The 12,594-nt window shown below is 46.8% G+C and carries 12 protein-coding genes; 3 read left to right on the top strand and 9 right to left on the bottom strand.

The features are described from left to right. Positions 1–285 precede the first annotated feature (285 nt). The 3 genes from HQN90_RS36455 to HQN90_RS36445 form a co-directional block, all read right to left on the bottom strand. Positions 286–1,332 (bottom strand): S-layer homology domain-containing protein, encoded by a 1,047-nt coding sequence (locus tag HQN90_RS36455; protein WP_173227733.1) that lies wholly within the window; start codon positions 1,330–1,332, stop codon positions 286–288. A 112-nt stretch (positions 1,333–1,444) separates the two neighbouring features. Continuing rightward, positions 1,445–4,729, bottom strand: a complete 3,285-nt coding sequence (locus HQN90_RS36450) for a discoidin domain-containing protein (RefSeq protein ID WP_173227732.1) — start codon at positions 4,727–4,729, stop codon at positions 1,445–1,447. A 197-nt stretch (positions 4,730–4,926) separates the two neighbouring features. Then, the gene (locus tag HQN90_RS36445) at positions 4,927–5,370 is read right to left on the bottom strand and encodes an Lrp/AsnC family transcriptional regulator (RefSeq protein ID WP_173227731.1); all 444 of its coding nucleotides are present in this window, start codon (positions 5,368–5,370) and stop codon (positions 4,927–4,929) included. 153 nt (positions 5,371–5,523) lie between these two features. Between HQN90_RS36445 and HQN90_RS36440 the strand changes: the two genes are divergently transcribed. Beyond that, complete coding sequence (locus HQN90_RS36440) at positions 5,524–6,525, top strand: oxidoreductase (RefSeq protein WP_173227730.1); 1,002 nt, start codon at positions 5,524–5,526, stop codon at positions 6,523–6,525. Between the two features lie 265 nt (positions 6,526–6,790). Here the strand turns inward: HQN90_RS36440 and HQN90_RS36435 are convergent, their stop codons facing one another. From HQN90_RS36435 to HQN90_RS36415, 5 genes are all read right to left on the bottom strand, one after another. After that, a complete protein-coding gene (locus HQN90_RS36435; protein ID WP_173227729.1) occupies positions 6,791–7,597 on the bottom strand; it encodes a nucleotidyltransferase domain-containing protein in 807 nt (268 codons plus the stop codon). A gap of 183 nt (positions 7,598–7,780) precedes the next feature. Further along, positions 7,781–8,566 (bottom strand): putative protein N(5)-glutamine methyltransferase, encoded by a 786-nt coding sequence (locus tag HQN90_RS36430; protein ID WP_173227728.1) that lies wholly within the window; start codon positions 8,564–8,566, stop codon positions 7,781–7,783. A 213-nt stretch (positions 8,567–8,779) separates the two neighbouring features. Next, positions 8,780–9,127, bottom strand: a complete 348-nt coding sequence (locus HQN90_RS36425; RefSeq protein WP_173227727.1) for a DMT family transporter — start codon at positions 9,125–9,127, stop codon at positions 8,780–8,782. A gap of 26 nt (positions 9,128–9,153) precedes the next feature. Then, complete coding sequence (locus HQN90_RS36420) at positions 9,154–9,483, bottom strand: DMT family transporter (RefSeq protein WP_173227726.1); 330 nt, start codon at positions 9,481–9,483, stop codon at positions 9,154–9,156. A gap of 11 nt (positions 9,484–9,494) precedes the next feature. Then, entirely contained in the window at positions 9,495–10,031 is a 537-nt protein-coding gene (locus HQN90_RS36415; RefSeq protein ID WP_173227725.1) for a TetR/AcrR family transcriptional regulator, read from the bottom strand. A gap of 201 nt (positions 10,032–10,232) precedes the next feature. Between HQN90_RS36415 and HQN90_RS36410 the strand changes: the two genes are divergently transcribed. Both HQN90_RS36410 and HQN90_RS36405 read left to right on the top strand, forming a co-directional pair. Beyond that, the gene (locus HQN90_RS36410) at positions 10,233–10,829 is read left to right on the top strand and encodes a TetR/AcrR family transcriptional regulator (protein ID WP_173227724.1); all 597 of its coding nucleotides are present in this window, start codon (positions 10,233–10,235) and stop codon (positions 10,827–10,829) included. Between the two features lie 23 nt (positions 10,830–10,852). Next, positions 10,853–11,287 carry a DoxX family protein gene (locus HQN90_RS36405; protein ID WP_173227723.1) on the top strand — a complete coding sequence of 145 codons (435 nt, stop codon included), beginning with the start codon at positions 10,853–10,855 and terminating at the stop codon, positions 11,285–11,287. A gap of 16 nt (positions 11,288–11,303) precedes the next feature. On the opposite strand, the gene HQN90_RS36400 is transcribed toward HQN90_RS36405, so the two are convergent. Beyond that, positions 11,304–12,569 (bottom strand): ATP-binding protein, encoded by a 1,266-nt coding sequence (locus HQN90_RS36400; RefSeq protein ID WP_173227722.1) that lies wholly within the window; start codon positions 12,567–12,569, stop codon positions 11,304–11,306. Between the last annotated feature and the right edge of the window lie 25 nt (positions 12,570–12,594).

Raw genomic sequence — 12,594 nt, 5'->3', positions numbered from 1 at the left:
TGCGACCATCCGAAGTTTTATCTCCACGTTGGTCAAACAAAATCATCCTATTCTTACATCACTGCAATTGGCTTACGTTGGTAATTTCAGCTTTTTTAGTCGGGGTCCTGAGTAGTAACCACAATCGCAGGTTTACAAAAAACAGCCCTACAAAAACAACAGCCCCCCAGTTCAATGGTGCCCAATATGCCCCTTCTGCCCTCGATTTGGAATTCCACCTGTGAAAAGCGGACACCACCTAACGAAAAAGAGAACCGACAACGATTGCCGCCGATTCTCTCTCCTTTATTTCCCCAAAAAAGCAACTAGCTTGCTTACAAGCATCGCAGCCTGTGCGCGGTTCGACGTCTCTTTCGGGTGGATGCCGTTGGAGTAGCCTTCCAGCAATCCTAGCTGGACGAAATCCGCGACACTATCAGCAGCATAGTCGGATATCGACAAATAGTCGTTGAATGTCTCGAGTACAGACAAGCTGCTATGCGTGGAGAGGTGATTAGACGCGCGTAATGCACGATTCGTAAGCACCACCATATCCTCTCGTGTAAGGGAATCTTCGGGGTGGAAATTGTTGCTTTCATCACCTTCCACGATACCCAAGCTTCTTGCCGCAGCTAGAGGCTCAGCGTAATACAAACCATCCTGCACATCCTCAAATTGGTGATCTGTCGTGCCCTTTAGCTGCAAGGTTCTCATTAGCAATAAGACAAAGTCGGCACGTGTGACCGAACTAGCGGGACTAAACATACGCTCAGCCGTGCCTGTCACAATACCTTTGGCAGCCAGTGCTTCAATTGCCGATATCGCCCATTCGAAATCATCGAGGTCATCGAAGCGATATGGACTCTGTATAGCAAGAGAGAGTTTGCTATCTATTTGAAGAGCAGAACTCGCAAGTGCGGAATCGACGACATTCACACTGCTCAACATCAGCTCAACATTTCCCGAACGTATCGCTTCCAAATGAACCTTGAAAAGCTGCTGCTCGCCATTCAATCCCTTGGCTTTTCCTACTTGTGTGTGCGCGAGCTGAATATTTTTATCTTTGATGATCGGATTGACAGAAAATCCGGGAATGTCCGTCTTAGCATCCTTCAGTTTTAAGCGTGTTGGATCATAAACCAAATTGACTTCGAAGGCATAAACGTCTTTGAGATGACTTCCTTGAATCAGAACTTCAATGGTATCACCTTTTGCAACCGATTTATTGGAAATCTTCATTGCATACGCAGGCGCCTCACTTATTTCTGATGCTGCTGCAGATACGGATGTAAGGATCATACTCGTTAAGAAGAATAACATCATACTGCTGGTTAACCATCGCCTCAATCCCATGTTCGATATCTCCCTTCAACATCGAAAAACGTGAACTTGTTCTTTTGTTAGAAAGCCGTATGCGATACATTTCGAATCACATACGGCGCAATTTTACCAGTTGCCTACATAACTATTCCTGTAGAATTTTTTGTGCAACAGCTGCAAGATCGACGAGATCTACTTTATTATCGTTGTTGACATCTGCCTTCTTGTATTGTGCCCAATCTGGATCCGAGGATGTCTTGCCATAAGCTGCTGCAACAATAGCCAAATCACCGATCGTGAATTTGCCATCTCCATTTGCATCTCCTGGCGAGGCGGTCCGTACAGATTGCGTAAATGTTGACAAGGCCGCATTCAAATCAGTTACCGCTTGAGCGACTTGTTGCTTCGTTGCATTGACATTCGCTGCAACAGCCTTCGCTATATCAATCGCAGCTTGCAGAGCAGCTTTGGATCCAGCAGGGTATTGACCTATTTGCGAACCTTCTACAGCTGCATCGTGTTTCGATTGCGCATCCTGTATAGTTGCATTCAACAGGGTCAAATCTACCGTTACTTTTATCTGAATAGGCAGCGAGGTGCCGTCGATATCACTCTCGATCCCTTGCCCATCCGCTAAGGTAAGCTTCGTCAACGTGATTGCTGTGTTGGTTGATTCCTCCGAAGACTTCGCTTTCCAGTGAAGCGTAATCACATTGCCATTCAGGGCTGTACCGCTTAAATTTGCTGTAATTAAACGTATTTTACCCGCTTCAACCTTCTTATCAACAAGAACCAAGCCTTCTTTTAAAGAATCCGCAGAAATAAATTCAAGCTGGCTGTCATTGTAAGAAAAACTCAAATCTTGCGCATAACTGCCCGTTGTTAGACTATCCAAACTAAGAGTGACATCAAAGGATTGGCCACCGGAAACTGCTGCCGGACCTGTCAAGGTTGTGCTTGAAGCTGCAACTCCATAGACGTTAAGTTCTCGAACTGACCACCAGCTTGAAGATGTGCTCGTTTGCACCACTTTTATGTAACGTGCAGTTTGTTTTGCAAAAGAGACTGACATCACAGGCCCCGTGCCTGCTCCGCTGGCAATTGCAGTGCCCCAATTCGTTCCGTCATTGGAAACATAAACTTCATAGCCACGTGCATAATCCTGATTGCTGCCCGTTGAATCCAGCACAATTTTGTTGAAGCTTTGGACAGCCTTCATATCTACTGTAATGGACTGACCCGGTACCATCGGGGCACCCGTACTCCAGCGAGTGGACATGCTGCCATCCAATAGATTGGCCGGACCATCTCCGCTAGTTGGGGAAGAGGTCGCTGTCCATCCTGTCCGGTCAAGAGCTTTGGCCGGTGTAGTAACCGTTACTGTATTGCTGGCCGGTGATGTGTTGCCTGCACTATCCTTTGCTTTTACCGTATAGCTGTAAGACGTAGAGGCTTTCACCCCGGTATCGCTGAACGTTTTGGCTGCTGTCGTACCAACAACCACTCCATCACGATAAATGTCATAGCCAGCGACACCAATATTGTCTGTAGAAGCTGTCCAGCTTAAATTGATTTGATTATACGTCGCAGCCGTTGCCGTCAGATCCTGCGGGGCAGTAGGCGCAATCGTATCGCCTTGATTGGATCCCACAAATTCCGTAACGGTTTGCCGCATCGCTTCTCCTGGGGAGTTGGCATATACAGCACCACCCGTATCGTTAATAATATGCGTGATTTCACTGCCTGGCGTTCCATTTAACCAAATTGTCGTGGCATGATGAATTTTCACACCCTCCACCTTAGGTACTTCGATCGCACTATCCAGCTTCACGGCTGCATCTCGGAAGAAGGAATAGACGCCAAGGCCCCATGCCTCATGGTCGGTTACTGTATCTGCCACTTTATAAGAAGCATAACCCTTCACTGTGCCATTTTTACTCATCCAAGCTGCTTGATTAGGAACATCGTACGGAATCTCTGATTGATAAAAATAAACCCGACCGCCATTGCCGTTCCACAGCGTTTGATATTCGTTATGGTGTTCATTAAACAAACCATACAGCGTAACATTGTTGCCATTGACGACTAGGCCATTTTTGGAAACATTGTTCGTCCAAGCAGCCCCTGCCCCGTGGTCAGCACGCCATAACCAGAAATGGTCACCAATGACATTATTGCTGTTAATCTTCAGCTCCGCATCATTTTTGCCATCAACGAAACCGCCCGTACGGAAAAAAAGATCGCTGAGCGAAGTTGGATTGGCTGAATGATCTGCCGAACTGCCGGTAGGACCAACTTCCAACAAAGAACTGGAGCCATTTGGACCCGCATCATAAACGATCCCTGCAATTTTCACACCGTCTACATCAGCAACCGACATGGCCGCTTTGCCTGTATCGGGAATGAGTGTCGGCATACCTATACCAAGCACGACCGTATTCGGATTATTGATACGAATCGTATCATTCAAGTGATAGATTCCCGGTGTAAATAAAATATGCTTCCCTTGGCTAAGCGCATCGTTAATGCTTGCTGCATTCGATAAATCTGATCGAGCAATGTAGAATTGATCCAATGAGATGGATTGACCAGGTGTCGTTCCGTTCGCCCAGCTCGCTCCTTGCGTATTCGTCGCAAGAGATGGAACAAATACTTCGTATTGTCCCGAATTATTGATATACAGATAAGGCTTTTCTCTTACGGTTGGCGTTTTGTCGACGACCGTATAAGGCGAGTCTGGGAACTGTCCAGCGGGCGCATTCTTATCTCCGACAAATACCATGTTCCACACACCGTTCGACCAGCTGGCCCATTCACTATTCCGCGAGAACCACTGCTGCTGAGAAGCTGGAACAATCGCATTATCAACGATAGAATCAGCCAGATATCCTCCACTCGCCCATCCAGCGTTCCAGTTGGAATCAAAATCAAATAATTGCAATTCACCTTTAATATGCAATCTTCTTAGTGGCGCTGCTTGTGAAACCGCGATTTGCGTTTTGCCGTTGGATGGGATAATCGTTAAATTCTCAATCCCTCTCCAAAAGTTGCGCGTCGCGTTGCCGTTATCCCAATCCGCATTCACATTCAATCCGCCGTTTATCGTCACATCGCCCGGATTTTGACCAAGGCCGGATGCCTGTGTATAGAAGCCTACATTGAAGTTCACGTTATAGGTACCTGGCTTGAAAAGAAAAGCATCTCGCTCGCTTCCAAACTCGTTTGACTCTTGTCTGCTGAATACGGAATTCGTTGTATTTTGAATATCAGCAGCCGACATCGACGGGTCAAATACATATACATTCGGACCAAAAATCGTTGAATTAGCAGCACTTATTGGCGTTTCCGCGCTTGACACACCTGGCATCCACATACTTAACGCTATTGCCATTACAGAAATAGACGAAACCATCTTTTTGATTTTTCGCATTTCGTACCTCCTATAGTTTTAACCCTTCAAAACTTCCCACTTCAATCGGTAAGCGTTTACAAAGTTGCTGCACAATTCTCCTCTCTTTTATAAAATAAGAGCATGTTCGTAGTTGATATATGTATCATAAGTAATTAAATCCCCTATTGAAAGGGGAGAACTTAAGATTAAAGGTGTGCTTTATTAAGAACATGCCACTAATTCCCTTCACTAATTTCATCGATCAGGCTTTTATTTTCAATCGCCGCCGAAAGCACGATAAGTGTCGAAGAGAAACCGTAAGGGCCGCACGAGTCCAGAAAAACGGTTAATGCTTCCATGGATGTGGTCATTATTTTCATCATAAAATTATATTCCCCGCTGATGCGGTACAATTCGATGACATCCGGAGATTGCGAGCAGAATGCCTGAAAATCCATACAACTGCTCGTCTTGAAAAGTACGAACGCCGTGACATCTTTACCAAGCCTCTTGGGAGAGAGAACGGCCTTGTAGCCAGCGATGATCCCTTGCTCTTCAAGCTTGCGTATCCGTTCAGTAACGGCTGGCTGTGTCATCGCGATTGTTCTGCCGATTTCGGCAACTGGCATCCGCGCGTTCTCATGCAGCAGGGAAAGTATTTTACTGTCAATTTTGTCCATATCAAGCATCCGCCTTTCATTTATACGGTTCAAACACCTTTTTAACTTTAATATGAAGAATTTAATTCAATTATAACATGATTTATGTATGTAAAACTTCTTTTAATCCTTATAAAATATTATCTAAAGATACTTTAAAGGAGTGGATCCTACATGATCGCGACAAAATCACTTACCCTCGACAGCCCTATCGCCATTGGCAGCTTGGAGCTTCGCAACCGATTAATCATGGCGCCTATGCAGCAATACAATGGCTCGCCGGAAGGTTATGCCACTGAGCATCATATTCAGCATTACGCAAGAAGTGCCAATGCGGTTGGACTCATCATTGTGGAGTCAACGGCGGTGTCGGGCAACGGCAGATTGGTGCCTAATGACATCGGCATTTATTCAGATCGGCACGTCGACGCGCTGAAAAGGGTAACCGAAGCCGTGCATGCCCGGCATACCCCGCTATTCGTGCAGCTATCCCACGGAGGAAGAAAATCGGACCCTCAAGTAACGAAACGGCTCATTGCGCCTAGTGCGATTGCCTATGACGAGATGTTCGGAAAACCGGCACAATTATCGGTCTCCGACATAGAAACTCTTATTGAGGATTACCGTTTGGCTGCCAGACGCAGCATCGCCGCGGGCTTTGACGGGATCGAGGTACATGCGGCTCACGGATTTTTGATTCATCAGTTTTTGTCCCCGCTCTCTAATTTCCGCACCGACGCCTACGGTGGAACACTCGAGGGCAGAAGCAAATTTTTGCAAGACACACTTGCAGCAATTCGCTCAGAAACCGGCAGCCAATACCCCGTTATCGTGCGGGTCTCCTCAACGGATTACACCGATGGCGGTTTAAATCCGCATGAGCTCGCGATCATGCTCAAACCGCTTGAAGCCAAAGGGCTTCTTGATGGAGTCGATGTCTCCTCTGGCGGTCTTCTTCCGACCCCGCCGACGGATGTCCATCCTGGCTACCAGCTGCCAGACGCTGCTGTGATTAAGCAGCATCTTCAAATCCCTGTCATCGCCGTCGGCAAAATCTATACCCGTAGCTTTGCGGACCGGATCCTCAGGGACCAACTGGCGGATGCCGTCGCGATTGGACGGCCGCTGCTGGAGAATCCCGATTTCGCGCAGCAAATGCTCAGCAGTCCTCACTGAGCACCTCTGTCCGTTCTACTCTCCTGCCAAATCATTGGCAAAAGATAAAAACACGGCAAAAGAATGCCAGCACATTTGCAAACCTGCAAAAATGCATCCTTTTGAGCTCAAAATAAGCCGTATCGCCTAAAGCCTGCAGGAATGCAGGCTTTTGAGGCATTTTCTTACCTATCAAGCAAAAAAACAAAAAATTCCTGCACAATCGCAGGAATTTCCTTATTTCACCTCGATTTATCGCGAAAAACCTGCATTTTCGCAGGCTTTCCTAGCGATTAGCATCCAGATGAATATATTGAAGTAAATCTACCAGATCCGCCAATCGCTCTTTTTGTGAGATATAATAACGACTTGGCTCGAGCCGCTTTATCGCGATAGCTTCACGTATAAGTCCGTGCCATTTTTCCGGCAGTTGCTGAATGCCGTAGTTCCCTGCGCCAATTTTACTGATTATATCCCGTTCTTTTAACGTATACCATTGTCGCAGCATCCCCAGTGTACACCACTCGATCGCTTTATCAAGCTGTTCGATATAAGTTTCGTCCTCCAACACGTTGTTGAGCGATAATTGTTTCTCTAAGCGGTCTATCCAATTCACCCAGTAGCTGTTTAGGTTGCCGCTTACATATCCGAGCAGCGAAGCAATGTCTGTTTCGTAATGGAAGACTACAGCCGAGCCGTAGATCCGAACGCCATGTTTTTTCAAAATCCACCAAGTAATCGGATTAATATCCGCTCCAGAGCCATTGGTATGTAGCTGTTTATTGAAATAAGTTACGAAAGCGTTCATTTCATTTGGCTTTTTCCCTACGTCTTCGAGGAGGATGTACGCCCCCATTATATCTGTATTTGGAAGCTCTCTTTCAACCTCTTCATGGGCCGCCATAATGGACTGGATCTCTGACTGCGTAAGCGGTTTTCGAATAATGGCTACAAAGTCGATATCACTGGTTCCCTCTATATAGTCATTTAACGCAACCGAACCGTACAAATATACGGATTCAATGCTCGATGTGCGGGCATCTAAAGCTTTGCACAACCGATTCATCGTTACTTCGACTATAGCAGGCAGCAAAGCGTCCACCTCCCTCCGGGTTCATTGCCCCTTCTTAAGCCTCATTATAGGTGGGGTAAGCCTTCCAATAAAGAGAAAAAAGCCTGCTGCCTTTTTCCAGTTTTATTTGGAGGATTCCTTCCATCCAAATAAAAAGAGAAGCTGCCGCAACCAACCGAGGCTCCTTCTCTTTATACTCAGGTTTTATTTTCTTCCGATGACGACAGTGGCGTCCAGCTCGTCGCAACGGGCTACTCGCGTGATCAGCCCGTTCTGGGCAAAAATCTCGGCCGTATGCGGCGCTTGGCGCTCACTAGTCTCGACTAGCAAGTGGCCGCCCGGTGCCAGCCAGTGCGGCGCCGCAGAAGCTACTCGGCGCTGAATGTCGAGCCCGTCCGCGCCTCCGTCGAGAGCGACCCGCGCTTCATGGATGCGGGCCTCTTGAGGGAGCAGCTTAATCGACTCCGTAGGGACGTACGGGGTGTTTGCGATCAAGATATCGACGCGGCCCTGCAACCTGGGAGGCAGCGGCTCGAAGAGGTCGCCTTCGTACACATAGCCGCCAATACCTGTAACGTTGCGGCGGGCACAACGAACGGCGGCAGGGTCGATGTCGACGGCGTGCAATTCGCTCCAATCCAGTGCAGCGACCAACGCGACGCCCAGTGCACCGGAGCCGCAGCACATATCCACCACGGTGGTGCTTGACCGGGCAAGATCAGCAGCTTGACGGACAAGAAACTCGGTGCGGTGTCGGGGTACGAATACGCCCGAGTCGACCGCTATCCGCAGACCGCAGAACTCCGCCCAGCCGATAACATGTTCGAGGGGCGAGCCGGCAACCCGGCTTTCGATCATCGCGGCGAGCTCAGCAGGTGTCCCACACGTCGAGATGAGCAGATCGGCCTCATCTTCGGCGAACACACAACCAGCAGCCCGAAGCCTGTTGACGATTGCTGTATAGTTCAAAGGTGATTTTGTTATGTTCATAATCCCCTCATTTCGGAATGATTATCTTTCATCAGATACACATCATTTTATCCCCGTCTCCATGTGCTGAACAGATACAAAATCATTATAAGAATTTTCTCTTCCACCATAAAGAGACCCGCAGCACAAGGCTGAGGGTCTTTCGTTCTGTCTATCAACGGGCAACTGTTCCCTGGAAATAGTGCCTGTTGCTGTTCCCTATAACGTTCCATCCTAGATGGAAGGCGCCGTATCTTTTTCAGATTGATTAGAAGCGTTTAATAAAACTACGCCTCCGATGATGAATACAATCCCGCAAAAAGTCATCAGACTAAAGGCGTCGCCCCATACAAGGATCCCTATTAACGCAGTCAACGCTGTACCTACACCTGACCATATTGCATAAGCTAAGCTTAAAGGTAGCGTTCTAAGACTTATCGAAAAGAAATAAAAGGCAATGCCAAAGCCAAAAATAACGGCAACAGAAGGCACCAACACAGTAAATCCATTTGACATTTTAAGCATCGTTGTCCCACATATTTCACTAATAACAGCGATTCCTAATGCTAGATATCCATTCATAACTTTGACCTCCGATTCACCAAAGGTTAGTGCGAGCCGTCCACAGAAAGCTTCATCATAACAACGCCGCCAATGATTAGCACTAATCCTAAGTAGTTTTTGAGATTTAACTTTTCCTTATAAATGACGACACCAATTAGTGCGGTCAACGCTGTACCTGCACCTGACCATATCGCATAAGCTGTTCCGAGCGGAATCACTTTAAGGGATAACGACAAGCAGTAAAACGCTAACCCCATCCCGACAACTACGCCTAAAGAAGGGAACAGCTTCTTAAATCCGTTTGACACTTTAAGCATTGAACTCCCGAATACCTCAGCTAGAATAGCTGCTGCCAATAAAACAAATGGATTCAACCTTGCACCTCCTACTCCGTCATCGCGCTCAATTCACGAAGCACTTTCTCACGCAGTTCGTCATCTAACTTGCCTAAACCAAACATTTCGGCAAACCATAAGCCATCAGCTGCCAGCCTGACCAGCGTAGAACGTACAGGATCAATGCCATCGTTCTCTAAATTTCTTTGCCAGATGGCGTATTGAGTCTGAAGCTTGCCAAGCAATTCCGGGTTTGTAAAGAGGGCAGCGGTAAGAGCTGTACTGATCCCGTTTCCTGCTATATCTTCATAGGTGGATGTAAGATAAGCTCGACTCCACTTGCCATTCTCCATCGTGTCTCGGTTCACCCTATCTTGAATATCTGTAACAAATTCGGTAGCAATCTCTTCCACCATGCCTTTTATTAAAGCTTCCTTACTCGGAAAATGGTGAAGCAAGCCACCTTTGCTGACCCCGGCTTCCTTCGCTGCTGCCTCAAGTGTAAGCTTCTCAACCCCTCGAGTTTTCACTAGAAATGAAGCTGCCGCCAAAATATGATTGCGTTTAGAGTTACTGTTCACGTTCATCACCTCTCTTTTTAGTATACCGTCCAGACGGTTTTAATGCAAATATAGCGTGCCGCCTCGGCAATTTGCTGAATCGCTTGGAGCAAGATGACTTTGACTTGGTCGCAGTCGGGCGCGCAAATAAATATTTACAAACCGATGGTCGGTTTATATAATGGAAATAAGTAAACTGACCACTCGAACAAATAAGGAGGAATTCCGATGAAGCAAGAAGATCGCAGGCAGCACACCATTCAACTGTTGCTTCAATCAACCAAAGTGCTGATAGCAGAAAAAGGCTGTCACGCTTTCACATTGAAGGACATTATGGATAAGTCGGGGTTATCGAAGGGAGCTATCTTCCATTATGTGAAGAGTAAAGACGAAATCTTCGCCTGGGTGCTGCAAGAACGACTCGAGGAGACCAATGAACGATTCATGAACGAGGTGAAGCAGGAATCCCCTTCCTTCGAAGGCCCGATGCAGCAGATCGTCGGACGGTTTGCCTCTTTGAGCGACACGAATGACGTCACGAACAAGGTGTTGATGTATTTGCTGGGAAAGGAAGATCAGCCTGCGGTTGCCCAAGCGCTCAACCAGTTTTATGAGCAGTCCGTCCATTTTGCCAAGCTTTGGATCACAACCGGCCAACAACATGCGGTCATCTCGGCCGCGGTGGATGCGGACAAAACAGCCGAGCTCTTCGTTCTGCTCTCCCTTGGCATAAGGATGCGCACTTCGATGCCGCAAGTCTCCTCTGCTTTCCATATCCAAGATTATTCAGCATGGATGACGCAAATTTTGAAACCGCCCCAATAATATAAACGACCGGAGGGTTAACGATGATTCCTTTTTATGTGCTTATCGTTTCTTTTCTATTATTCAAGGTTCTTGGCTTGCTCGGACTGTCTTATTGGGAAGGATGGCATACAGCTCTTCAAGGAGCAGTAGCTGCCATGTTCTTACTTACCGCCTCAGCTCATTGGGGCCGAAGCCGACAAGACCTGATTCGCATGGTCCCTTCCGCGTTCCCAAAGCCGGATTGGCTAGTAACAGCGACCGGATGGCTTGAAATTGCCGGAGCTGTCGGCATACTGCTTCCAGCTACTTCCCGCGTTGCTTCCATCTGCTTGGCACTCATGCTGATTGCAATGTTCCCTGCTAATCTGCGTGCAGCCCGAGAAGGATTAACCATACGCGGCCGAGCAACGCCTAGACTGCTTGTTCGAACATTGCTGCAGCTCGTGTTTCTCGCGGCGGTTATTTTAGCTGGCTAGCCCTCATCTAATGGGATTATTCCGTCATATTGGAAGGAAATGAAATTTCAAATATGGTTCCTCTCCCCACTTCGCTCGCCACATTGATGTTTCCCTTCATCGCTCGGAGCAGGCTGAAAGAAACCATCGTGCCTAGTCCAGTTCCTTTTTCTTTGGTCGAAAAATAAGGAGTTCCAAGCCTGCTGATCTGCTCTTGCGTCATTCCAATACCCGTATCCGTAATGGTTAAGACGAGATCTTTCTTCTGTTTGCTTAAGCTGATGCTTAACACACCGCCGTCGGCAGACATGGCCTCAATCGCGTTTTTCCCAATGTTAATCAGCGACTGCCGAAGCTTATTGCGGTCGCCGAGCATAAACATACTATTTTCCTGCAATAAAACATTGATCTGCACCTCATGGTAATTCGCGAAAGTTTGAAGAACATGGACGACATACTGAACCTCGTCATGCAAATTAATCTTCTCGATCTTCTCAGGCTCCGGTTTGGCAATGGCCAAATAATCCGTAATAATCATTTGCGCGCGCTCCAGCTCTTCCAGCGAGATCTTTTGATAAAACAGTTTCTTCTCCTGCTCCAGCCCCTGAGCTCCCATCAGTTGAATAAACCCTCTTACCGACGTAAGTGGATTACGTATTTCATGCGCAACTGAGGCAGCCATCTCACTGACGATTTTTATTTTATCGCTGAGCACAGCCTTTTCTTGCATATGATGATAGTTTTGTAGAAACTCGATCAGAAAAACGACTAAAGCCGTCACCGCACCTTGCAAAATATATACTTTTAACGTTTCCGATCTGTTTAACAGCAAAAGGTCAATGTTATGAATCAGCAGCAGATAGATCGTAAATGTCACAATTTTTATAAAAGCACCCATCAATATGGCCGTGATGATCTTCTTATAGATGTCATATTGCTTGTACCTTTTCAAAAAAACAGCAATACAAATCATCGTCGGAACAAAAGCAAGAGCATATTCAAGATTGTTTGGACTCCCCATCACAAATCGACAGACGAGTACCGTCGCATAAAGGAACGCCGACACATAGATACCGCCATACAAAGAGCCCACCAGCAGTGGAATCGAACGAAAATCATAAATAAGGTTGTATAGATTCACAGGAAACGACATCGTAAATACGATAGCTACAGCAAAAACAATGGAAATCATTAACCGGTAAAGCTTGGAATTATTCTGAAATTTAATGATATAAGGATAGAAAGCAAGCGGGGAATAGATTAAAAAGACATTTAATATAAAGTCTTTAAAATAGTTAATCATCGGGGCACCGTCTTATGGTTATATT

Origin of the sequence: Paenibacillus alba (assembly GCF_013204855.1) — a bacterium.
Taxonomy (GTDB): Bacteria; Bacillota; Bacilli; order Paenibacillales; family NBRC-103111; genus Paenibacillus_E; species Paenibacillus_E alba.
This window is presented reverse-complemented; position numbering and strand designations above follow the sequence as displayed.